We start from the raw sequence: 23,059 nt of genomic DNA, 5'->3' as shown, positions 1-23,059 counted from the left end.
GCGGCGCATCCTTCGCCGCACCGCGCACCGGCTTCGGGAAGTGCGCGGCGCCGGCATCCTGGCAGGATGGCACCCGGGAGCCGGGTGAGCACAACGCGATCCCGCTGCCACCCAACCAGCGAGTGAACCTCGGGCCAAGAAACGACGTCAGGGGCGACGCGCTCGCCGAAGGCACGGCGAAGCGAGGTCCCGCATTCGGGGAAGTCGACGTCGTAGCCTGCCCGCGCCCGCCATCGGCGATGACGTCAGCCATCTCCTCGGCCGCCCGGTACGTAGGCGGCACGCGCGCGCCAAACCGTCCAGCGTGCCTCGCCGCTCGCTACGGCTTCGAGCCGATGATCACAGCCAGCCTCGCCGCGTGGCTTCCATCGCGATCTGGAACCGGGTGCGCGCGCCGACGCGGTGCATCAGCTTCGTGACGTGCCGCTGCACCGTGCGCTCGCTCCAGCCCAGCGCGCGCCCGACCGCCTTGTCCGTCAGCCCGGACGCCAGCAGCATCAGCAGCTGCGCCTCGCCGGGCGGCAACGCGTCCGAAGCGCCCGACTGGAACGGCACGCTCCGCGCCCACACCGCCTCGAACAACGCAATCAGCGCGTCCAGCAGCGGCGACGGGTGGATCACGTACGAAGCTGTCAACGCCACGTCCCCGGGGCGCAGCAAGGGAATCATCGCGTACCGGTCGTCCGCGATCGCGAGCTTCATCGGCACCTCGCCGGCGATCCGGGCCTCCTCACCGTGGCGCACACCGACCGCGATGTCGTCGAGGACGCCGCTGAGTTCGAGCGCGCTCTTGTCGTATACGACGCGGTAGCGCACGCCCCGCTCCAGTAGCGCGAGCTCGATGTGGTTCGGCTCCTGGTGCCCGTTCGGCGCGGCGTACGGCGGGCGGTCGAACCCGCGCATCTGCACAAGGACCTCCTGCTGCACGCACGCCCATCGCTCATTGACCTCGTCGCGCCCGGAGATCACCTCCACCAGCTCGCCCGGTTGCGCGAAGCGGGTGCTCGCACGGTAGGCGGCGGTCAACGTCGCGATGTGACGGCGCGTGTCGCGCAGCGCGGCTTCGCGTTCCTGCAGCACGGCCTCGATCGCGCTGTCCGGTGGCACCACGACGAACCGCGCCGGGCGCCCCGCCGAGCGCGTCGCCAACCCGAGGTCCACGAGCCGCTGCACCGCCCGGCGCACGCTCGCCGGCGGGCGGCGGCAGTCTTCCGCCAGTTCGGCGGCCGTCGCCTGCGTCCGGTGGACGAGCGCGTCGTAGACCGCCTCGTCGTCACCGCTGAGCCCGATCGCCTCGAGCACGTCGTTCCTCCCACTGGTCCGGACCACGAAGGATGTCGGAAACCCGACAGCTGACCGGAACTGGCCACCCTGCGAGCTTGTCACGCCCCTGATCACTCCTGCACCGTTTTCCGGTGGCGGGCGCCCACCCCGACGCGCCCACCACATCTCCCCTGCCAGAGATGACGGAGCGAAGGAGTCTCCCCATGTCCCTGTCCGCCTTGCGGACGCGCGGGCAACGCCTGGTCCTCGCGGTGCTGGTCACCGCCGGGACGCTGGGCGCACTGCCCGCGGTACCGGCGTCGGCCGCCCCCACCGGACCGGCCCACTCGCCGAAGATCGCCCAGGAACTGAGAACCCGGATGGCCGCGGCCCGGACGGGCCCGGGCACCCGGTTCGAAGCCGCCGTGGTCCTCAAGGACCGCACCGGGCTCACGCGCGCCGACGCACGCCGACAGCTCGCCGATTCGGCCGCCGCCATGCAGGCGCCGGTGGTGAACCTCGTCGACGCGCGCGGCGATCAGGTCGTGAACACCTTCTGGCTCAAGAACATGGTCCTCGTGCGCGCCACGCCGGCCACCCTCGACGCCGTCGCCGCGCTGCCACTGGTCGACCACGTGATCCCGAACTTCACCCTCACCACGCCGACCGAGCCGCCGGTCAAGAAGGTCTCCGCTCGCCAGGCGGGCGAAACGGCGACGTGGGGCGTGCAGAAGATCGGCGCCGACCGCGTGCAACAGGAACGCGGGCTCACCGGCAAGGGTGTGCGCGTGGCGATCCTCGACACCGGCATCGACGCCGAGCACCCCGACCTCGCGGGCAAGCTCGTGACCGACGACCCTGCCGATCCGGAGCACCCCGGTGGCTGGCTGGAGTTCGGTGAGGACGGCACGCCCGTGCACTCCACGCCGCACGACAGCGCCTACCACGGCACCCACGTCGCCGGCACCATCGCCGGCGGCGCCGCGTCCGGCGAGCAGATCGGTGTCGCGCCCGGCGCGGATCTGATGGCAGGCCTCGTGATCCCCGGCGGGTCCGGCACGCTCGCGCAGGTCGTCGCCGGCATGCAGTGGGCGATCGCGCCGTACGACGCCGACGGCAGGCCCGCCGGTAAGCCGGCCGACGTCGTCAGCATGTCCCTCGGCGAAGAGGGCTACGCCGAGGAGATGGTGGAGCCCGCGCGCAACATCTACCTCGCCGGAGCGTTCCCGGCCTTCGCCATCGGCAACGACTGCGTGCCCGGCGGCTCGGCCAGTCCGGGCAACATCTACGAGTCGGTGGGTGTCGGCGCGACCGACGCCGACGACAATGTGCCCGATTTCTCCTGCGGCGGTGTCGTCCACAAGACGGACTGGCAGAACGCGCCGGAGTCCTGGCCCGCCAGCTACATCGTGCCCGACCTGTCCGCGCCCGGTCTCGACGTGACGTCGAGCCTGCCCGGCGGCGAGTACGGCAGCCTGAGCGGCACGTCGATGGCCACGCCGCACGTCTCGGGCACAGTCGCGCTGATGCGGCAGGCGAACCCCGGCCTCAGCGTGGACGAAACCCTCGACATCCTCGACGGCACGGCATTCTCCGACGACCGCTACGGCGCACTTCCCAACACCCGCTACGGTGCGGGCCGGATCGACGCGTACGCGGCCGTCGCCGAAGCATCGCTCACCAGCGGCGTCAGCGGCACGGTGACGGCCGACGGGACGCGGGCGCCCCTGTCCGGCACCACGATCATGGTCACCTCGACCGGCCGCAAGGCCACGACCGACGCAGCGGGGCACTTCACGCTCCGCCTGCCGGCCGGCCGCTACGACCTCGCGCTCTCCCGCTTCGGTTACCGCGACCAGCACGTGAGCGCCACCGTCGTGGACGACGCGATCGCCGACCTGAAGATCACGCTCCAGCCGACCCCGCGCGGCACGATCTCCGGCCGCGTGACCTTCGGCCCGACGCGTTCGGCCGTGCCAGGCGCCACCGTCCGCGTGCTCGGTGTCCCGGACGAGCTCACCGCGGTGTCCGACCGCGACGGCCGCTACACCGTGCCGAACGTCCCCGAGGGCACCTACCAGGTGTCCGCGTCCGCGCCCGGCATCTCGGCCACCGAGCCTCGGCAAGTCGGTGTCACGGGCAAGAAGTCCCACGCCGGCACGGACTTCGCGTTGCCTCGCCCGGCCGCGACCCAGCGGGTCTCGTTGACCGGGACCGGACAGGAGGTCCACGCGGACGCGTTCTGGCCCGCGCTCAGCGGCGACGGCGGCGTGATCGCCTTCGGCGACCTGGCGCCTGACCTCGTGCCGGGCGACACCAACGAGGACGTCGACGTCTTCGCGCGGGACGCCCGCACCGGGATCGTCGAGCGGATGTCGGTCGCCTCCGACGGCACGGGCGCGAACGCGTGGGCCATCAGCCCCACCGTCAGCCCCGATGGCCGGTACGTCGGTTTCCTCAGCGGCGCCACGAACCTCGTGCCGGGTGACACCAACGGTGTGCCCGACGCGTTCGTGCACGACCGCAAGACGGGCAAGACCGAGCGGGTCTCCGTCGGCACCGGCGGGGAGCAGGCGAACCAGTCGTCGAGCCAGCCGGCCATGACCTCGGACGACCGCTACGCCGTGTTCCTCAGCACCGCCACCAACCTGGTGCCCGGGGACACCAACGGCCGCCAGGACGTGTTCCTGCGCGACCGCGTCAGCGGCCGTACCGAGCTGGTGTCGGCCGGCGCGGGTGGCGTGTCGGCGGACGGTGATTCGCTCGAGCCGAGTGTCAGCGCCGACGGCCGGTTCGTGGCGTTCGAAAGCGGCGCGGAGAACCTCGTGCCCGGCACCGCGAACACCCACCGCGACGTGTTCGTGCGCGACCGGCGCACCGGGACCACGGAGATGATCCCGGCGCCCGGCGGAGCCGAGGCCACGCAGCCGTCGATCAGTGCCGACGGCCGCAAGGTCGCGTATGCGATCAGCGGCACCGAAGAGGGTTTCCAGGTGTACGTCTACGACCGGCAGACGCACACCAACACTCTCGTGACGCAGGCGCTGGGCGCAGCAGGCGGCGCGAACGCTTACACCGCCACCCCGCGGATCAGCGCGAACGGCGCGTTCGTGGCGTTCTTCAGCTTCGCCACCAACCTCGTCGCCGGCGACGACGCCTTCTCCGACGTCTACGTGCGCGATCTGCACGCCGGGACGACCGAGAAGATCTCCGGCGGCCCGCACGGCGAATTGGGTGACGCATACAGCGACTTCCCGTCGATCAGCACCGACGGCAAGTACGTCGCCTTCGAAAGCGCGGCGACGAACCTCGTCGCCGGGGACACGAACGGCTACTCCGACGTGTTCGTCCACGACCGCACCCCGGGCCCCGAACCGCGCTTCGCCGTCTCGGACCTCGCGGCCGATTCCCACGGCCACCCGCGGATCACGGCGGCGGTGAAGAACGTCGGCGAGCGCTCCGGCTCGTATACGGGCGTGCTCTGGCTCGACGGCACGGTCGCCGGCGAGCAGACGGTGTCCCTCGGCACCGACCGGACGGCGCGGCTGTCGTTCGACCTGCGGAACCTGGCGAGCGGACCGCACATCGCCCGTCTCGGCGGTCTCACGGTGTCGTTCACCGCGGGCCGCTAGTCCCGGGCCGGGAGGGCGGCGCAGCCCTCCCGGCCCGGTTCTTCCGGGGTGACCAGCTCTGGACTCGCGGGTCCATTTTTTGGCCGAGCACGGTGGGGTCATGCCGCGTCAGCCGGTTCGCGCTCGGGACCATGAACTTCGACACGGCGGGGTTCCACGCCCCAACGGGCAGGACCGCGGACGAAGCCCGGCCGATCTTCCGGCGTTACGTCGAGGCCCGCGGCAACTTCCTCGACCCCGGGCGGAGATCCGCGCCGATCTCGACCGCGTCAGTGCGGCACACCCGGCCGGCGTCTACCGCATGTTCACGCCGGAGTACCAGTCGTGGCTGGTCAGCACCGGCCCGACGTCGGCGACAAGCCGGCCGGTTACGCGCCCGCCGTGCGCAACTGGGCGGCCGAGAAGACCGCTTGATCAGGCCTTCTCGTACACCACCCGACCGTCCACAACGGTCAGGTCGACGCCGATGTCCTTGATGGCACCTGGATCCACCGACGGCGGGTCGGCGCCGAGCGCGACGACGTCGGCCAGCTTGCCACGGTCGATCGTGCCGAGGGTGTGCTCGGCGAACTGCGTGGTGGCACTGCCGGGCGTGTAGAGGTGCAGGGCCTCGCGCGCGGTGATCGCGCTGCTTCGAGCAACGACACGGTGGGCCGGTCGAACGCAGCGTTGAACTGGTGCAGTTGGCTGTCGATCAGACCGGGCACGCTGCCGTCGTGCGAGCAACGTCCCAGAACTCGCGGGGCGCGACCTTGTCGGTCGGCGGAGTACATAAGGTCGTGGCGTGCGATCTCATCGACGTTTCGAGAACCCTCCCGCGCCGGCGCACGATGTGGTCGTCGAAACGTTGGAGCGAGCGCTCGGGAACCCGGTGTTTGAGCCCGAGGCGGCGAGTGTGTTGGTCGGAACTGCGTTGAACGACGACGAGCAGACGTTCGTCGAGCGCTGGTGCGTTGAGGTCGGGACGCGGGCCGTGTCGGGCAGCCCTTTACTCGGGCTGGCCGGCCTGTGCTTGGGACATACCGTTCGGCGGTTCGGTCGTCTCAGCGATGAGGCCTTGGCGCTGGCAGCGTCGTTGGCGGCGCGTGCTGAGGCGGACCCGACAGATGTGGACGCGCGGGCAATCGACGGCTTTGATGACGTCCGGGACTTCCTGCACCTTTGGTGACTCGGGCTGCGCGGCATCTCCGAGGTCGACTTTCTGGCGGCCATCGCTCGGGTGGAGGGCCGAGGCCTCATCCGGATTCGCATACGACATCCGTGCGACATAGCTCCTGCGGCTACGTCATCAGCCGCGAGACCCTACAGTCAGCGGAAGTCCCGCGACGACGTGGCGAGGCTTTTGTCGAGCGGGGTGACTTGGGCGCCGACGAGGGACACGGTGGCTTGCCCGACTTGGGCGATGCCGTGCACGAGCAGGGCCGGGCTGTTCAGCCACAGCTGCCGGCGCCACACCGTTGACCGGACTACGGGGCGGCGCGCCGGTGCCTCGTCAGCTGACTCCGGACACAGGGGCTATCCGGGTCACGTCGACGTGGGAAATGAACGTGGGAAATGAAGCAGTCGGGGTCGGCGCTGGTGAACACGAGTACCTGGACGGTGTCGTCGGCCTCGGTTTCCCGGATGAGGGAGACCAGGTCGCGAACCAGTTCGGGTCCGAGGAGGTTCATGGGCGGGGCCGCGATCTCCGCGAACAGAACCGCGTTTTCCTAGTGGACGGTGAGGGTCTCGAGAATCACGGGACCTCCTCGGGTAGGTGGACTGGGTTCCGGCTCCCTGCGGTGGCACGAGCAGCGCCACGGGGGAGATGAGCGGGTATGCCGAACACCGGATCTCCTGCCGGCGAAGGGCTGTCGGATCGGCACAGGCCCTGCCACTAGGTCGTTTGACGGAATCGGCCCGGCATGGGGGCCGCTAGCGTCGGCGCGCCGTCCGTTCGGCGGCCGCCGGCAGGGGCCGTTCGGTGCTTGCGGGCCCGGACGGCGCCACCAGGGTGGCTCGGAATAGCAGTTCCGCTTATGGCTGGGCGGGTCGGTGAGGACGAGGGAGGACCGATGCCCCACGAGAAAAATCGTTGGGCGTCTTCGCCGGCGGCCCGGCGCATACTGGCGAAGCACCGCTTCCCGGCGTGGGGCGCGCCGAGGTGGGCCGGGGAGGGACGGCGGCCGCGGGTGATACGGGGAACGTCGGCCGCGAAGCCGACCTGGCCCTGCCCGACGCCTTCCTTGACCGCGCCGGAGCCGGCACGGCGGCGCTGGTGTTGTCCGGAGACGCCGGCGTGGACAAGACAGCGCTGCTTCGTACGGCAGTGGCGGACGCGCACGAGCGCGGGTTTCGGGTGCTGTCGGCGGCCGGTGCGGAGTTCGAGGGGGCATGGCTGAACCCGCGGCTCAGCCGGCGGCGAAGAAGTCAAGGTACGCCTGGGCCAGGGCGGCGGGGTTCTCCCACGCGATGTTGTGACCGGACGCGGGGATGACGACGCCGCGGACGTCGCGGGCCACTTGCGTGAGCTGTTTGGCTACTGCGTCTCCGAGATAGGCCTCGGCGCCGACGGCCAGGACCGGGCAGCTGAGTGGGTCGGTGTAGTGCGGGCGGTTCTGTTCGGCGTCGGCCTGGCGGGCGCGGTACATCTCCAAGATGGCGCTGGTGCCCCCTGGCTGTTCGGCCGAGTGCACTATTTCGTCGATGTCCTCCTCGGCCAGCGCGCTGGGGTCCCACATGTGGCGTCGGGCGTACCAGGTCCAGAACGGGCGTTCCCGCCCGGCCAGCAGTAGCTCGGGCACGTGCGGCAGGCTGAAGAAGCTGAAGTGCCAGCCGGTGCGGACGTCGTCGGCGGCGAGCGAGGGGTCGGGTCCGCCACCCGGCATTCCCGGGCCGACCGGCAATCCCGGCAGGAGCGTTTCCTGGAACACCAGCTGCCGCACCCGCGGCCGGTGGAAGGCCGCGACGGCGTAGGCGATGGCCGCGCCCCAGTCCTCTCCCGCGATGCGGAACTGGTCGAAGCCCAAGTGGGTGGCCAGTTCGGTGATGTCGGCGGCCATCGTGGCGGTGTCGTAGCCGGTCTGGGGACGCTGGGAGCCGCCGGCGCCTCGGTTGTCGACCGCGATGACGGTGTAGTGCGGGGTCAGCAGCGGCACGAGGTGGCGCCAGTACGACATGGTCTTCGGCACGCCGTGTACCAAGAACACCGGCTCGCCGGCGCCACCGATGGCGTAGTGGATCTCCACGCCGTTGACCTTGGGCTTGCCGTGTGTGAGCCGGACTCCGGCGTGGTCGGTGAGGTTCATCTCGGCGAATTCCTTTTCTCTTCGGCCGTGTAGGCGCCGACTGGGTGGTGGATCTTCCAGAGCGGCTGCGGCGGCCGTTGGGTCGGCGTTCACGGTCGGCATGGAAGTTTCGCTTCATATAACCGCGTCTCCGTGGCCGCCGATGTCGCCTGCGGCGCACCTGTCACAGATGGACTGCATCTGACGATCAGATGGTCGCGCCATGAGCGCACCGGCAACCGCCCTTCCGAGGTGGCAGGGCTGAGTTGGACTACCGGTGCCGGTTAGCTGCCCGCGGTGTGGATGCGCAGCAGCTGATCGGCGAACCGCTGTGCTGCCGGACTGGTCTCGCCCACCGAGGGCAGAATCAGGTAGATGTGCCTTTCCGGGTGCATGTCCTCGACCGCAAGGAGCCGCAGAACGCTGTCTGGCGCGGTCAGCACGGGGTACTGCAGGGCGGCTGGAGCGAAGCCGATACCCACGCCTGCGCTGACCAGCTCGAGGAACAGTTCCCAGTCGCCGACCTCACAGACGATCCGGCGCGGTATTCCTTCACCGGCGAACGCGGCGTCACTCAACAGGCGACCTGTCCACCCTGCGGGTACTTCGACGAACCGTTCGTTGGCGAGTTGTCTGATGGTGACCTCGGCCTGCTCTGCCAGGCGGTGATCAGCACGGCAGACGAGGTGCAGCGGCTCGCGCGCCAGGCGAGTCATGCGGAGGCCCGGGACCTGGTTGACCGCGGGTCCGATCACGCAATCCAGTTCTCCCGCCTCGACCATCGAGATCATCGTCAACGCGGGCGCGTACTGCAGGCGCAGGTCGATGCCGGGATGTTCGCGGGTGAACTCGCCGAGATAGGAAATGAACGGCACCAGATGCTGAGCGGAGTGCGAGATGCCGAGGCGCAGTGTGCCGATGAGCACGTCACGGGTGTGGTGTACGGCCTGTTCCGCCTGCGCAGCGCTGGTCAGGGTCCGGCGCGCCGGGCCCACCAAAGCCTCGCCGGCCGCAGTGAGTCGGACGGGCCTGGTTCCGCGGACGTAGAGGGGCGTACCGAGTTCGCGTTCGAGAGCCTGGAGGGAATTCGACAGGCCCGATTGCACGATGAGCTCGCGCTTGGCGGCGCGAGTGATGCTGCGTTCCTCGACCAACGCCAGGAAATGACGTAGCTGTCTGAGTTCCATCGGACACCGCCTCCAGGCCTGAATTGCAGCATATCTGGACAGTGTCATCTCTCAGGCAGATGCAGTGTATCTGTGCGCACTGCCGCCGGACCGGCATCGAAGTTACGACGGGCGCGGTTGACGCCGACGAACCCCTAAGGGACACAGCCACGACAGGAGATTCGCCAATGGCAGACCACTCGATGAATGGCGCCGCGCCGCTACCCGCTGCGCGCGAATCGCGGCGGGCCATGCTTGTCATCTGGCTGATCTGCGCCGCCCAGTTCGTGCTGCAGCTGGACTTCAGCATTGTGAACGTGGCGTTGCCCTCGATCCAGCGGGAGCTGGGCATGCCCGCGGCGGAGTTGCAATGGATCGTCACCGGGTACGCGTTGGCGTTCGGGTCGCTGCTGCTGGCAGGCGGTCGCCTGGCGGACCTGCTCGGCCGGCGACAGGTGCTGACCCTCGGCCTGGCGCTGTTCGGGATCGCGTCGCTGGCCTGCGGGCTCGCACAGTGGCCGATCATGCTGATCATCGCCAGGATCGTGCAGGGCGCGGCCGGGGCGATGGTCTCCCCGGCTGCGCTGTCGCTGCTGACGACGACCAACGCAGAAGGGGCTGCGCGCAACCGGGCGTTGGCGATCTGGCAGGCCACCACCGCCGCGGGCGCGACCGCCGCGGTAGTGGTCGGCGGGCTGCTCACCCAGTACTTCGGCTGGCGGGCGGTGTTCCTGATCAACCCGCCGATCATCGCCATCATGCTCGCGCTGGTCCCGCGACTGCCGGCCGGGAAACGGTCCGGCGGCGGCAGCGTCGATGTGCGCGGGGCGCTGCTGGTGACCACCGGCATCGCGGCGCTGATCTTCGGACTCAGCAGTGGGCAACAGCACCGCTTCACTGCGCCCGTCACCATCACGGCTCTCGTCCTGGCTGTGCTGCTGAGCACGGGCTTCGTGTTCGCCGAAAAGCGGGCGGCGGCCCCGATGCTGCCCTTGTCGATCCTGGCGGAGCCGGCCCGGCGGGCCGCGATCGCGGCGATGCTGCTGATCGGTGCCATCCTGGCCGGCTACGTGTACTTCGCGTCGCTGTATATGCAGAAGGTGCTGGGGTTCAGCCCGGTGGCGACCGGCCTGGCGCTGGGCCCGTCGACCGCGACGGTGGTGCTTGTCTCCACGCTCGGTACCCGCCGGCTGCTGGCCCGGTTCAGAATCAAGGGCGTTCTGCTCGCCGGACTGGCCTGCATCGGCGCCGGGCAGCTGTGGCTCGCGCAGATCACCCCCGCCGCCAGCTACCCGGCAGCGGTGCTGCCGGGGCTGGTTCTGACCGCGGCTGGGGTCGGGCTGGCGCTGCCGACCGCGTCGATCGCGATCACCAGCGGGGTCCGGGCCAGCGACCAGGGACTGGCCGGGGCGCTGTTCACCACCAGCCAGCAGACCGGCGCCGCGGTCGGCCTCGCGATCCTCGCCACCGCGGCCGCGGCGGCCACCGACGGCCACAACGGCTCCCTGGTGGACGGCTACCGCCTGTCGTTCGTCATCGCGACCGGCCTCGCAGTCGTCGCCGCGATCATCGTCACGCTCCAGCTCAGCACGAAATCCCACCGCGTTGACCTCGGTCACCAGCAGGCTGGACCCGGCGCATCGCCCTCCGAGCCGCCCGCCTCGCAGCTCGGTAAGAGCTGATAGGTACCTCTCGTGCACTGCGCAACCCCGCGCGCCGCGGAGCCGTGGATCGTCGCCGTCCCCAAGGCCGACCACGACGACCGCTGTGCGCTCGGGCTCCACGCCGAGTTGGTCCCCGCAGTGGATCGCCCGACCCTGCGCGTTCTCGCCACTGTCGTAGCCAAGATGCCGTACGGGCTCAGGGTAAGGGTGTCATCAGGAGAGATTGGTGTTGTGGATCGCGTGTTGATTCATGACCTCCCCTTGAGGGAAGCCGAGTGGCCCAGTGTGGGTGCTGAGATCCTGGTGGTATGTGGCGGATATACGAGCGGTGGGCAACTTCGTCTGAGTGCTCGCGAGTCGGATATCGACATCGCGAAGACAAAGGTGAAAGGATGCCCAGGCGAAGCATGACTGAGTACCGCAGCGGATTGGTTCTCTGTACCACTGGGCCCCGCCGGCATTGTGTCCGGCGGGGCTCGGCGCCTATCTGACGGCCGCTCAATGACCTGGAGTTGTTCCGCGCGACCGGCACCTCCAGCACGGTCGGGACCCGGTTCTACACGTCCAACGGCGCACCCGTCGCCGAGCGCAATTTCAAGACCGGCCTGTCGTGGTCGATGACCCAGAGCACTACCTACGCCACCGTCAACGCCGACACCCTCGCCGTCACCCAACGCCGCCAGTACCCCTACGGCGTCTCCCGCGGCCCGGCCCCGTCCGCCTGGCCGGACAAGCACGGCTACCTGGGCGGCTATCAGAACGCCAGCGGGCTGACGCACCTCGGGGCGCGTGAATACGACCCCTTGACCGGACGCTTCACCATCGCCGACCCGGTGCTCAACACCGATGACCCGCAGCAGATGAACGGCTACTCCTACGCCAGCGACAACCCCGTGTGAGAGTCCGACGCGACCGGCTTGTGCTCGGGCCCCGACGGCGCCTGCCACCTGCCCGGCGGCAAGCGCCGTCGGCGGCGACGCCTGCCGCAACGGTGGCTGGAGCTGTCCGACGAAAAACTCGAACATCTGCGGCTGCAGGGCGAGCCAACAGCATCCCGCGAACAATGGAACTCCGCCCTCCGGCGGGCACCAGCAGCCAGGGCAGAAGGCTCGCGGCTCATCGGGCGGTGCAGCACGCGGCGGATCCGACGATGGCGACGACGACGGACGCTTCTGGGGGAAGGTCTGGGGCGTAGTCAAGGATGTCGGGGAGGACATCTACGAATACTCCGGCGTCAAGGACGTCGTAGACGACTGCTTCAGCGAGTTCGCGCTCCTCGGGTGCGCCAAGGGCGTTGTCGAAGTCGGCTCGTGGTTCGTGCCCGTCGCCGCCGCCGCCCACGGGGCCGAACTCGCCGTCGACGCCGGCGTCCATCTCACCTGGCTGCCGACGGGGTTGAAGCGGAATTCAGAAGCCTCATCGCCGAAGGCGCCGACGAGGTTGCGACCGCTTGTCGTAACAGCTTCGCCGGAGACACCCCCGCCGGCCCGAAGAAGATCACCTCCACCGCACACCACCTGTGGTGCGACGTCGCCACACAACTGGACCGACGCCACCAACCTGAAGCCCCGCGACCTGCTCGACACACCCGGCAACGGCCACGCCACCATCCAAACCCTGCACCGCTACAGCAGCAGCTTCCGCACCTACAACCTCACCATCGACACCACCCACACGTACCATGTACTCGCGGGCACCACGCCGGTGTTGGTCCACAATTCGTCGTGTCCTGTATGCGAAAACCCAGGGCATCACGACCCGGCGGGCGGTCGCCCTAATCCTTACAACCGTGCGAAGGGCGTACTGCCGGGTGACGCGGAGGAGCAATTTGCCAACAGTGTCCAGGTGGGTAAGGTTCGCTGGACTAAAATTGGCTCAGGAAGAAAGGCTGTATACTACCGGTACTCCCAGCACGGTGATGATGTGTGGCACTTCAGTGGCAGTAGCAACGAAGCGACGAAATCTGGAGTGCCAGTGAGGATTCCGCTTGACGATATTCCGGCTACGATCAAGAGAGGCTAGAGGTTGAGGTTTTCGACCGATGATGGCGAGTTCGGCCTCGTTGTCGAACCAGTGGAAAGTTCGGGAATGTCGCGCTTTCAGCTGGTTGTCGAAGGCCAGTTGATCGGCGGCGCTGATCCGAACTTCGCCTACGGTGCCTTTGAGGAGTTGGGGCATCTTCCGCAGTTCTCGGACGAGAGGCTAGGTCGACTTCGCGAGGACACTGCTGCCGTCTTGGAAGTCCTGCGTATCGAGGAGGAATTTCATGATCCCGCGACGGTGTCGCTCACTGAGGCGCAGGATTCATGGTTAGTTCAGCGCTATGTTTACCGGGGCGATGTCGTTGTGATCGCTCGAGCATATAATGGTTCTTCCTTGAGTGGATCTGCACTGTTCTCTATTCTGGAATTTGCCGACTTTGCGTCGATAATTGAATTTTCTCGTAGTTTTTGGGCTCAGAATGACGAGGGTTTTCGATCGGAGGCCTGGCGAGTAAAGACTTAGAGCTTGTCTCATGTCGTTTTTCCGGAGTTTCTTGTGGCAGGTGATGGCGGCTCCGAGGATGAGGAAGGCGCGGAAGTGGTGGCTTTGCGTTCGTAGCGCAGGGTGAGACGTCGGTAGCCGGTCAGCCAAGCCATGGTTCGTTCGATGACCCAGTGGTGCTTGCCGAGCTTGTCGTGGGATTCGATGCCTTTGCGGGCGATGCGGACCTTGATGCCTCTGTCGCGGACCCATCGTCGGAGGGAGTCGTTGGTGTTCGCCGACGAAACCGCGACCGTCAGCGGCACGCCGCCGCGGTCGGACAGCACGTGGATCTTCGACCGAACTTACCGCGATCCACGGGACTGGGGCCGGTCATGGATCTCTTTTTTTCGCCCGCACGCAGGCTCCGTCAACGATCGCCAGGGGCAATGCCCACGGCCGGCCCGGCCGACCGTGGGCGATCTCGTTTCCGCCCCGCTTGGCGACCAGCCGTATCGGCTTGCGGAACTGACCCGATTCCAGGCCGGTGAACCGGGCAATCCACTCCGGCCGCGACGCGGTGATCACCTGCACCACACCGACAGGATCAACTACCGACCCAGCCAGCCCGACACCGGGTTACGAGACGTCCCTTAGGAGAGCGTGGCGCGGTCGGTGCAGTCCATGACGTGGTCAGAGTGCCGGCTTGCCCGCTTGGTAGAGCCAGGCGTGGAAGAACGAGTCGAGGTTGCGGTGGGTCAGTCGCTCGACGAACTGGGTGAATTGCCGCGTCGAGACGTTGCCGTATCGGTGAGCGGTCGGCCACTGGGTCAGCACTTCGAAGAAGGCGCGGTCGCCGATCTTCATGCGCAGCGCCTGCAGTGTCATCGCGCCGCGGTTGTAGACCAGGTCGTCGAAGATGTGATCACGTCCGGGGTCGGCGACTTCGCCGCTCCAGTCCTTCTCGGCGGCGTAGGCCTTCGCGAAGGTCTGTTGCACGGGGACGTTGTTGAATTTCTCCTGGTAGAGCCACTCGGAGTAGGTCGCGAAGCCCTCGTTGAGCCAAATGTCCGACCAGCGCACGGGAGTGAGGCTGTCGCCGAACCACTGGTGGCCGAGTTCGTGGGCGAGCAGGTCGCCGTCGACATCGCTGGTGCTCTGGTCGTAGACCGGCCGGCTCTGCGTCTCGAGGGCGTAGTCGACGCCGACGTCGGCGAGGATGCCGCCGGTCGAGTCGAACGGGTACCGCCCGTACATCGAGGATTCCCATTGGATGACCTGCGCCGTGGTCTGGTTGAACACCTTGCCCTGACCGGGCTTGGTGTCGATCGACTTGCCGATCGCGGTGATGTTCGGCAGGCCGCCGGCCGCCACTCCGCGGGTGACGTCGTAGTTGCCGATCGCGAGCATGCTCAGCTCGCTGGCCATCGGCCGGTTCATGGTCCAGCGGAAGGTGGTCTGGTGATCGTGCGTGGTGGTGGGGCCGGGTTCGCCGTTGGCCAGCACCGTGAGTCCGGTGGGGACGGTGATGGTCTGGGTGTAGGTCGCCTTGTCGTCGGTGGTGTCGTTCACCGGGTAGTAGGTCGCCGCACCGATCGGCTGGTTGAGCGCGACCGCGCCGTCCTTGGTGGCGACCCAGCCGGAGACACCCAGCGCGGAGTCGTCGATCTTCTGCGGGACGCCGGCGTAGCTCACCGAGACGACGAACGAGCTACCCTTCCGTAGACCGTGCGGCGGGGTGATCACCAACTCCTGGGCACCGCTTCTGCTGTAGGTGGTGTTTCGGCCGTCCACCGAGAGTCTGCTGATCTTCAGCGGTCCCTGGAAGTCCAGGTCGAAGCGGGAGAGATCCTGTGTGGCCGTGGCGAGGATCGTCGTGGTCGCGTTGATTGCTTTGGTTTCGGGGTTGAACGCCAGCCGGATGTCGTAGTGGCTGACGTCGTAGCCGCCGTTGCCCATGTCGGGGAAATACGGATCGCCGGCGCCTGGAGCACCAGGGGAGTACAGCGGTTCTCGTGCCGGCGCCGCATCCGCTGCCGGGCTCGTCGCGGCCAGCAGACCGGCGGCCAGCGCGCCGGAGATGATCAACAAGTGGCCACGGCTACGGTTGGCGCCTCGCATTGGTTTGGTCCTCCTCGGCAGTGGTCGACGCTGAAGAGTAGGACCGATCCGACACGCGGATCAAGTCTGTTGCGGCGGCTTCGAAGGTTCGGTTCGGGCGGTTCCCGGGTCGGTCGTGCTGCTGAGGTTCCCGGGGCAATCGCTTGAGGACCTTCCGACGGAGGTTGCGCGCAGCATCCGACGGAAGAGCAGGGGGTCTGTCCGACCACCGTTGGTGAAGGGTCACCAACGCGAAACCCCAGCAGTGTGTGGATCGAACGCAACAGCGGCAAGAAGGACTAGTCAGACTTCATCGTCCTTGGCCAGGACGGTGTCCACTGGGTCGTCGAAGGCCAGTCGGACCGGAGGAAGCTTGACGTCCCTCGGCAACAGCGGCTCCAGTCAAGGCTGCGGGCCATTTGTCGTGCGGTACTGAGCCTTCGGTGTTGGTGTCGACCGCGTCCGCGAAGAGGGCGTCGTAGGTACCGGGTTCGATGACGGCGACGGTGGGGATGTTGCCGGTGAGGGTGAGGGCGTCGAGGGTGACGCCGAGGCACCACACGCGGATCGAGCCGTCGGCGAGGGCGCGGTCAAGCGTGACGAACGGCTCGAGCTGGTCGTAGGCGATGGGGTGACCGCTGCCGTCGTGTTCGTCGTGGCCGAGGAGTTCTTCGGCGTATTCGCGCTGGATGTTGCGTCAGAGGGAGAAGCCGGCGGCGATAGCGGTGGGCAGGACACTGGAGGGCTGGAAGATCCCGGCGGTCGGGCGGTGGGTCATGCCGCCTCCGCCGGCGACGCGGCCGCCGTCGCGTTGGTGCAGGACGATGCTGGGGGAGTGGCCGCCGCGGATGGTGAGGGGCGCCAGATCGACGCTATACGCCACGACGACGGACGAGAGACACACCGTCAAGACCTACATCGGAGGACGAAGAAGTGATCAGAGCCGGCTCGAAGGGCACATCGGGGCAGAGGAACTCCTGGCGGTATCCGGCCCTGCCGATCTGGACGCGCGCCTTGATCCAGGCGGAACGCGGACGGCCCGCCGGATGTCCGGCGGGCCGTCGCGTCGTGCTGCTGTCGAGGTGTTGGTGCTGATTCGTCAGTCGGTGTCGGGGCCGGGGAGGTAGGCGCCGGGCACCTGGTTGGGTGGGTAGATCTTCGTGTCGCCCGGGTAGGGCGTCTTCCATTGGTGGGCCTGGTACCAGGTGTAGCGGTTCATCTGCTCGGGGTTCGAGTAGTCCGGGATCGCGCCGTTGCCGGTGGTGTGCTGGCCGGCGAGCCAGGTCTGCCACGCGGCGGCGGTGGCCTGCATGTCCGCCGGTACCGCGACTTTCTGCGCCTCGGCCTTGTTCAGCGCGGCCGCTGCAGCGCCCGTCTGGCCCAAGGTGTCGAGACCGCAGGACGGGGCGGTGGCGATGCCCTCGGTGAGGGGAACCTGGTTCCGCACCGTGGTGAACGGCGTGTAGTCGGGCTTGTTGGTGAACGCGTCGACCATCGGTGTGGCCGCCGCGAGCTTCTCGTTGAGCGGCTGCGCTCCGAGCATCTGCTCGATGGTGCGGACCATGCTGATCTGCGAGTAGTAAGTACTCACAGTCTTGCCGTGCACCGCGTACGGGCTGATGACCTGGACCGGGGCGCGGTGTCCGTCGACGTGGTCGGCACCGTCCTGGCTGTCGTCGTCGACGACGAAGATGGCCGAGTCCTTCCAGTACTGGCTGTGCGAGATCGTGTCGACGATCTGGCCGATGGCAAGGTCGCCGTCGGCCACGCCCGATTCCGAAGTGGTCGGCCCGCCGGTGTGGTCGCTGGACAGCCACACCATGTTCAAGTTGGCCGGACCGTTCTTCTCGAAGTCCTGCTTCCACAGCTGGGCGCGGTAGACGTCCGGGATCGACAGGTCGAACGGCGGGGACTGCGGGTCGGCGATCGCGTTCAACGACGGGATCGCCGAGCCGTAGGTACCCTTCAGCGCGGGCGCGGTCAGCTGGCCGGCATCGCCGCCGTTCTGGACGCTCGTGGCCGCGCAATAGTACTGCTGCCAGCTGCCGGAGGGCCTGCCCTCCATGTACTCGAACTCGCCGTAGTTCCTGGCCGTCTTGCCGGCGGCCTCGACCCCGGTCCACAGGAAACCGGCACGCTGGTGACCGAGGACGTCCTCTTCGGTGTCGTAGCTGCGCTGGTATTCACCGGCCGAGGATTCGGTGTACTCGGGGTTGTCGCCCTCCATGAGCCAGTTGTGGCCCTCGGCGGAGTTCGTCGCGGGGTCGTAGGTGTTGTCGTAGAGGCCGAACTGCGTGGCCAGCGCGTGCTGGTTCGGCGTGGTCTTCGCGCCGAATTGCGTCAGGGTCGGATCACCGTTGCCCTGTTTCATGTCGCCGAGGATCTGGTCGTAGGTGCGGTTCTCGTTGATGATCAGGAAGACGTGCTTGATCGTCGACGGATCGCCGATCCGGGCCGGCACCGGCACGGCCGCCGTCCTGCCGCCGCGGGACTGCTGGACGTCGTTCTTGCCCCAGCCGTTCTGGGTGAACACCGTGTCGGTGTACTTGCCGGCGATGTCCTTGTCGCTCGGCATGGTGAAACGGGTCAGCGACGCGGTGGTGCTGTGCGTGTCGTGGCCGGTCACCGGGACGGTGCCCTGTCCCTTGGACGTCGTGATGCCCGGGCCTCGCGCGTCGATACCGCGAGTGTTGGTGACCACGACCTGGCCGCCGACCGTCGCCACGTCCGACGGGTAGTAGTCCGTCGGCAGCAGGCCGATGTAGCTCACCGGCTGCTTCGGTGCGCCGTCATAGCGGTAGACCGCGACGGCGTTCGCCCGGCCGAGGGTCACCAGCAGGTGCCCGTCGGCGGTCAGCGCCATGCCGGTGGGCTCGTAGCCGACATCGGACGACGGCCACGGCTTGGTGTCAATCGTCTGCACGACCTGGTTCTTGGTGGCGTCGACGACCGAGAGGGTGTCGCTGCTGGTGTTGGCGACGAACAGCGCGTTGTTCTTGACGTACATCGCGGTGGGGTGCAGCCCGACCGTGATCGACCCGACCGCCGCTCCCGGGTTCGCGGTGTTGATGACGCTGACGGTGCCGGTCGTCGAGGCGCCGGTGGATCCGTTGGCGGGCACCTGGGTGCCGTACGAGTCCATCGTCGTGTCGCCGGCCCGGGCCTGGCGGCCACCCTCGTTGCTCACGTAGAGCGTGTGGCCGACGAAGGCGAGCTCGCGGGGCGCGATGCCGACGTTCCAGGTCCGCTCGACCGCGCCGGTGGCGGGGTTGAGCGCCGCGACCGTGTTCTGCCCGTTGAACGCGGCGTACAGGGTCGAGCCGTCAGGCGAGTACTTGAGCTGGCCGACCAGTGCGGAGTTGGCCACCGTGCTGCGGTCGTTACCCGAAAGGTGGGTTCCCGACGTCGGGATCGGGAAACGGGTCGGCGTGCCGAAGGTGCCGTCGGCGTTCACCGGGAACCGGGTGATGGCGTCCTGCTCGGGCAGCCAGAGGAACTTGCCATCCGGCGAGTAGGTCGGCCCCTCTTGCCCGACGGTGCCGTCGGCGAGCTTCTGGTTGACCCCGGCCGCGGTGCCCACCGTCCAGATCAGCTTGTAGCTCTTCAGGTCGAAGACCTGCAGAGCCACCGACTTGTCGGTGCTGGTCGCCGCGAGGAACCGCCCGTCGGGGCTGACCGTCGAGCCCATGAACTTGCCGAACTGGGTCATCAACCGGGCGCCGATCGGGTTGATGAGCTGGTCGTCGGCGACCTGCAGCCCGTTGCGGTACTGCGTACCGACCTGGTTGTCGCCCAGTGGCACTGTGGTGGCGGCGGCCACTCCCGTGCCGATCGTGAGAACACCGGCCAGACCGGCCACCACGATGCGGAACCGGTGGCCGTTCCGGCGCGAGAGCCCCAACCGGACTCCCGAGCCTTGCCTGCGTTGTCTCGTAACTTGCATACCTATCCCTTTCTACCGGGGCCGGCAGATCGTCCGGAGCGCCGAAACGGCACATTCCGAACTCCCTCAGAGGGTCGGGCGCACCACCTTCGCGACCGGGATCTCGCGGTCGTCGCGATCGGCTTCGCAGTGCGAACAGCACCCGTCGCGGCGTCGTCTGACCGGTCTCGTCCGGCGGGACCAGATCAGGTACGTGGCATTCCTCGACATCGAGGTTCAGCCTGGCACCGGCGACGACCTCGTCGAAACGATTGTTGCTCTCCGCGCATTACGAGCGGATTTATGCATTCGGACCCTCTAAATGTGATCAGCGGCTTGAAGAAACCTAACTACACTCCATGCAATAGGCAGGGCGTACCAGGTGAACCTTGGGTAACGTGCGAATGACATCGAATGAACCAATTTCGCGTGTTCATCGGATTTCCGGCGGAAATGGATCACGCTGCTGCTCGCGTGGCTCGAATGGTAAGAAAAGCGATTGAAATTGCCAAATACTTTGTAAAGTCCTGATCAGGTGATCATAATCAGTCCGGTCGGGCGGTTTCACCAGCTCGGGAGGTGCCGGACGGCCCTGATGGGACCGCGATGCGGAAACCGGCTCGTCCGCCTCGCGAGATGCGACGTCAGGCACCCTGCTCGTTGTGCGCAGAGGTGTCGGCCGAGGCCCACCTGCGGGCCCCGGCCGACACCCAGATACGGCAGACTGTTTACTCGTTGTCTCCGTTGAACAGGTAGCGGCCGGGAACCTCGTCAGGCCGCAGGATCTTGTCATCGCCGGGGAACGGCTTGGTCCACCCGGTCGAGGTGTACCAGTCGTACCGGCCCAGCTGCGGCTGGTTCACTCCGTCGACCTGAGCGTGCTCTCCGGTGAGCTTCGGCATCGCCTCGTCCTGGTGCCACTTGGCCCAGGCATCGGCCGTCTGCTGCCGGCCGGCGGGAACGGCCGGGACCGCGCTCGCCTGAGCCGCCAGGGAACCCGACGCCGGAGTCACGGGGATCAGGTTGCTCACGCCTTCGGTGAGCGGGATCTGGTTGGCCACCGTGGCGTAGGGGGTGAAGTCCGGCTTGTCGGTGAACGCGCTGAACATCGGCGTCGCAGCGCGGTCCTCCTGGTTCATCGGCTGCATCCCGAGGATCTGCTCGATCGTCTTCACCGCGTTGACCTGCGTGAAGTACTCGCTGTTGACGACACCGCGCTCGGCGTAGGGGCTGGCGATGAAGAACGGCGCGCGGTGCCCGTCGACGTGGTCGGTGCCGGCCTGGGTGTCGTCCTCGAACACGAACACGGCCGAATCCTTCCAGAACCGGCTGTGCGAGATGTCGGAGATCATCCGGCCGACGGCCAGGTCGTTGTCGGCGACCTGGGCCCGCGGGGTCGCGGGTCCGCCGGTGTGGTCGTTGGGCAGCGACATGGTCGTCAGAGCCGGCAGATCACCGGTCTGCTCGGCCTTCTTGAAGTCCTGCTCCCAGACGTCCACCTTGTACTGGTCGGGGATGGCCAGGTTGAACTGCGGGAAGTTCGGGTTGCTGATGGCGTTGTTCGACGGCACGTCGGAGTAGGACTTGTACGCGTCCATCGCCACCGGGAGGTCGCCGGTGGCTTTGCCCTCGAGGATCTGCGAGTCCGCGTAGTACTGCTGCCACGAGCCGGCCTTGCCGCTGGCGATGGCTTCGTATTCGCCGTAGTTGCGCGCCGACTTGCCGGCGCGTGCGGCGGCGTCCCAGATGAATCCGTCGCGCTGGTAGGCCAGCGCGTCCCGGGCGTTGTAGGGGTAGCTGCGGGCCCAGGCGCTGGCCGCGTCCTGTGCCAGGTAGTCGTTGGGCTCGGCCTGCGTCAGCCAGTTGTGGCCGTCCGCCGACAGCATGCCGTTGTCGTAGAAGTTGTCGAACGTCGTGAAGGTGTTCGCCAGGCTGTGCTCGTTCGGCGTGACAGCGGCACCGAAGCTGGTCCGCGACGGGTCGCCGTTGCCCTTGCCCAGGTCGCCGAGGATCTGGTCGTAGGTCCGGTTCTCCTTGATGATCATGAACACGTGCTTGATCGGCGACGTCTCACCGTGCTGCCGCGGGATCGCGGTCAGCCGGCCGTGGCCGTTGGCGTCCGACTGCTCGTTCCCCGCCTGCCCCGGGTGGTCCCAGGCGTTGTTGCTGAACACCTGCCGGGTCGTGTCGGCGAGCTGACGGCCATCCGGCATGGCGAAGGAGGTCAGGGTGCCCTTGTAGGCGTAGGTCTGCGGAGCGCCATCGGTGCCGATGCCCTGCTGGTTGCTGACGATGACCTTGCCCAGCTTGGCGTCGAACTGAACCTGGTCGGGGTACCAGTCGGTCGGGATCAGGCCCTGGTACTTCGCCGGTCTGCGGGGGCCGTCGTATTCGAACTGCGCGATCGCGTTGTCGCGGCCGACGCTCACCAGCATGTGCTTCGCGTCGGTGAACGCGATCGAGTTCGGCGACGCGCCGACCTGGATGCCGGGCAGCGGCTCGACGTTGACGGTCTGCGTCACCTTGTGCGTGGCCGCGTCGATGACCGAGACGGTGTCGCTGTTGGTGTTGGTGACGAACACGGCGCCGTCGTGCTGGGTCAGCGACGTCGGCTGGAGACCGACGTCGACGGTGTCGACGACCGCGTTGGTCCCGAGGTCCACGACCGAGACGGTGCCGGTCGTCGAAGCGCCGGTCACCGGGTCGGACACGATGTTCGTGCCGTCGGACTTGTTGGTCGTGTCGCCGGCGACGGCGGTACGGCCGCCCCGGTTCGACACGAACGCCTTGTTCCCGACGATCGTGACGGCCTGCGGCGCATTCCCCACCGCCACCTGGGCCGTGAGCGTGTTCGTGGCGGTGTCGACCACGCCGAGCTTGTTGCTGCCGCTCAGCGCGAGGTACAGCTTCGCGCCGTCGGCCGACAGCGTCAGTCCGTACGGCAACGACCCGCCCGGCAGCGCGAGCTTCGCCGGCGCGGTCGGGTTGGTGATCATGCCGTTGGAGCCGACCGTGTACTTCAGGACGCTGGCAGTCGTGGCGGCATACAGTGCGGAGCCGTCGGGGGAGTACACCGGCGCCGCGACACCGGTACCGCCGAACGTCTGCAGCACCGAACCGCTTGCGGCGTCAAGAATGGTGATCGACGGCGTACCGGAGTTGTCGCCCCCTGTCTGCACCGCCACCTTCGAACCGTCCGGGCTGATGGCGCTGCCGATCGATTGCGCGGAGAACGTGGCCGCACGCGCCCCGAACGGGGAGATCCAGTGGTTGTCCGACGTCAGGATCCGCCCGGCCGCGTCGTGCCGGCCGAGCATGCTCGTGCCGAACGGGTTGTCCGGGACGTGAGCCACCGTGGCGGACGCGACGCCGCCGACCGTGAGCATGACCACGGCAGAGCCGGCGATCGTCCAGCGCTTGCGCGCCGCAGACCGTCGTCGTTGAACTTGCACCATCGTTCCTTTCACAGAACAAATGTTCGGAGGGGACTCCGGGAACTAAACAACCCCAAGACGGCGCGGCACCGAACGCATGATTGCTCTGGCGGAGTAAAGGGATGTCCAGCGGGTTACGGCACGCCGTC

General features: G+C 67.8%; 17 protein-coding genes and 1 pseudogene. 6 read left to right on the top strand and 12 right to left on the bottom strand.

Features of this window, described 5'->3' with window-relative positions:
- Window positions 1-339: 339 nt before the first annotated feature.
- Entirely contained in the window at window positions 340-1,302 is a 963-nt protein-coding gene (locus tag AB0878_RS46635) for a helix-turn-helix domain-containing protein (protein ID WP_366589415.1), read from the bottom strand.
- Between the two features lie 185 nt (window positions 1,303-1,487).
- Here AB0878_RS46635 and AB0878_RS46630 point away from each other — a divergent pair, with 185 nt between their 5' ends.
- Window positions 1,488-4,895: a S8 family serine peptidase gene (locus AB0878_RS46630; RefSeq protein WP_366589412.1), complete on the top strand. Its 3,408-nt coding sequence runs from the start codon at window positions 1,488-1,490 to the stop codon at window positions 4,893-4,895.
- 414 nt (window positions 4,896-5,309) lie between these two features.
- Here the strand turns inward: AB0878_RS46630 and AB0878_RS46625 are convergent, their stop codons facing one another.
- Entirely contained in the window at window positions 5,310-5,621 is a 312-nt protein-coding gene (locus AB0878_RS46625) for an amidohydrolase family protein (RefSeq protein ID WP_366589410.1), read from the bottom strand.
- A gap of 58 nt (window positions 5,622-5,679) precedes the next feature.
- Between AB0878_RS46625 and AB0878_RS46620 the strand changes: the two genes are divergently transcribed.
- Window positions 5,680-6,063 (top strand): hypothetical protein, encoded by a 384-nt coding sequence (locus AB0878_RS46620; RefSeq protein WP_366589408.1) that lies wholly within the window; start codon window positions 5,680-5,682, stop codon window positions 6,061-6,063.
- A 140-nt stretch (window positions 6,064-6,203) separates the two neighbouring features.
- On the opposite strand, the gene AB0878_RS46615 is transcribed toward AB0878_RS46620, so the two are convergent.
- The 3 genes from AB0878_RS46615 to AB0878_RS46605 all read right to left on the bottom strand — a co-directional run bounded on the left by AB0878_RS46615 (window position 6,204) and on the right by AB0878_RS46605 (window position 9,348).
- The gene (locus AB0878_RS46615; RefSeq protein ID WP_366589405.1) at window positions 6,204-6,350 is read right to left on the bottom strand and encodes a hypothetical protein; all 147 of its coding nucleotides are present in this window, start codon (window positions 6,348-6,350) and stop codon (window positions 6,204-6,206) included.
- Between the two features lie 935 nt (window positions 6,351-7,285).
- A complete protein-coding gene (locus tag AB0878_RS46610) occupies window positions 7,286-8,182 on the bottom strand; it encodes an alpha/beta hydrolase (RefSeq protein WP_366589403.1) in 897 nt (298 codons plus the stop codon).
- Between the two features lie 263 nt (window positions 8,183-8,445).
- On the bottom strand, window positions 8,446-9,348 hold the full coding sequence (locus AB0878_RS46605) for a LysR family transcriptional regulator (protein WP_366589401.1): 903 nt from the start codon (window positions 9,346-9,348) through the stop codon (window positions 8,446-8,448).
- Window positions 9,349-9,515: 167 nt separating this feature from the next.
- On the opposite strand from AB0878_RS46605, the gene AB0878_RS46600 reads away from it, so the two are divergent.
- Both AB0878_RS46600 and AB0878_RS46595 read left to right on the top strand, forming a co-directional pair.
- Complete coding sequence (locus tag AB0878_RS46600; protein ID WP_366589398.1) at window positions 9,516-11,009, top strand: MFS transporter; 1,494 nt, start codon at window positions 9,516-9,518, stop codon at window positions 11,007-11,009.
- A gap of 494 nt (window positions 11,010-11,503) precedes the next feature.
- Complete coding sequence (locus AB0878_RS46595) at window positions 11,504-11,890, top strand: RHS repeat-associated core domain-containing protein (RefSeq protein WP_366589395.1); 387 nt, start codon at window positions 11,504-11,506, stop codon at window positions 11,888-11,890.
- A 217-nt stretch (window positions 11,891-12,107) separates the two neighbouring features.
- Here the strand turns inward: AB0878_RS46595 and AB0878_RS46590 are convergent, their stop codons facing one another.
- Window positions 12,108-12,365, bottom strand: a complete 258-nt coding sequence (locus tag AB0878_RS46590) for a hypothetical protein (RefSeq protein ID WP_366589431.1) — start codon at window positions 12,363-12,365, stop codon at window positions 12,108-12,110.
- On the opposite strand from AB0878_RS46590, the gene AB0878_RS46585 reads away from it, so the two are divergent.
- Window positions 12,309-13,013, top strand: a complete 705-nt coding sequence (locus AB0878_RS46585; protein WP_366589393.1) for a hypothetical protein — start codon at window positions 12,309-12,311, stop codon at window positions 13,011-13,013. The genes AB0878_RS46590 and AB0878_RS46585 overlap by 57 nt on opposite strands.
- A 3-nt stretch (window positions 13,014-13,016) precedes the next feature.
- Window positions 13,017-13,496 carry a hypothetical protein gene (locus tag AB0878_RS46580; protein ID WP_366589391.1) on the top strand — a complete coding sequence of 160 codons (480 nt, stop codon included), beginning with the start codon at window positions 13,017-13,019 and terminating at the stop codon, window positions 13,494-13,496.
- Window positions 13,497-13,504: 8 nt separating this feature from the next.
- On the opposite strand, the gene AB0878_RS46575 is transcribed toward AB0878_RS46580, so the two are convergent.
- The 6 genes and pseudogenes from AB0878_RS46575 to AB0878_RS46550 all read right to left on the bottom strand — a co-directional run bounded on the left by AB0878_RS46575 (window position 13,505) and on the right by AB0878_RS46550 (window position 22,931).
- On the bottom strand, window positions 13,505-13,801 hold the full coding sequence (locus tag AB0878_RS46575) for a hypothetical protein (protein WP_366589388.1): 297 nt from the start codon (window positions 13,799-13,801) through the stop codon (window positions 13,505-13,507).
- A gap of 91 nt (window positions 13,802-13,892) precedes the next feature.
- Window positions 13,893-14,048: pseudogene (locus AB0878_RS46570) on the bottom strand (IS5/IS1182 family transposase); the annotation flags it as partial.
- Between the two features lie 99 nt (window positions 14,049-14,147).
- Window positions 14,148-15,545 (bottom strand): M1 family metallopeptidase, encoded by a 1,398-nt coding sequence (locus tag AB0878_RS46565; RefSeq protein ID WP_366589386.1) that lies wholly within the window; start codon window positions 15,543-15,545, stop codon window positions 14,148-14,150.
- Window positions 15,546-16,251: 706 nt separating this feature from the next.
- On the bottom strand, window positions 16,252-16,437 hold the full coding sequence (locus AB0878_RS46560; RefSeq protein WP_366589383.1) for a hypothetical protein: 186 nt from the start codon (window positions 16,435-16,437) through the stop codon (window positions 16,252-16,254).
- Window positions 16,438-16,653: 216 nt separating this feature from the next.
- Window positions 16,654-19,455 carry an alkaline phosphatase family protein gene (locus tag AB0878_RS46555; RefSeq protein ID WP_366589381.1) on the bottom strand — a complete coding sequence of 934 codons (2,802 nt, stop codon included), beginning with the start codon at window positions 19,453-19,455 and terminating at the stop codon, window positions 16,654-16,656.
- A gap of 749 nt (window positions 19,456-20,204) precedes the next feature.
- Entirely contained in the window at window positions 20,205-22,931 is a 2,727-nt protein-coding gene (locus AB0878_RS46550; RefSeq protein ID WP_366589378.1) for a bifunctional YncE family protein/alkaline phosphatase family protein, read from the bottom strand.
- Window positions 22,932-23,059: the final 128 nt, after the last annotated feature.

It is taken from the genome of Amycolatopsis sp. NPDC047767, from assembly GCF_040704195.1.
Classification (GTDB): domain Bacteria; phylum Actinomycetota; class Actinomycetes; order Mycobacteriales; family Pseudonocardiaceae; genus Amycolatopsis.
This window is presented reverse-complemented; position numbering and strand designations above follow the sequence as displayed.

Bases quoted from the DNA above. Each gene is read 5' to 3' on its own strand.
- AB0878_RS46590 (WP_366589431.1), bottom strand. From the start codon at position 12,365: ATGGACGCCGGCGTCGACGGCGAGTTCGGCCCCGTGGGCGGCGGCGGC.
- AB0878_RS46550 (WP_366589378.1), bottom strand. From the start codon at position 22,931: ATGGTGCAAGTTCAACGACGACGGTCTGCGGCGCGCAAGCGCTGGACG.
- AB0878_RS46605 (WP_366589401.1), bottom strand. From the start codon at position 9,348: ATGGAACTCAGACAGCTACGTCATTTCCTGGCGTTGGTCGAGGAACGC.
- AB0878_RS46600 (WP_366589398.1), top strand. From the start codon at position 9,516: ATGGCAGACCACTCGATGAATGGCGCCGCGCCGCTACCCGCTGCGCGC.
- AB0878_RS46610 (WP_366589403.1), bottom strand. From the start codon at position 8,182: ATGAACCTCACCGACCACGCCGGAGTCCGGCTCACACACGGCAAGCCC.
- AB0878_RS46630 (WP_366589412.1), top strand. From the start codon at position 1,488: ATGTCCCTGTCCGCCTTGCGGACGCGCGGGCAACGCCTGGTCCTCGCG.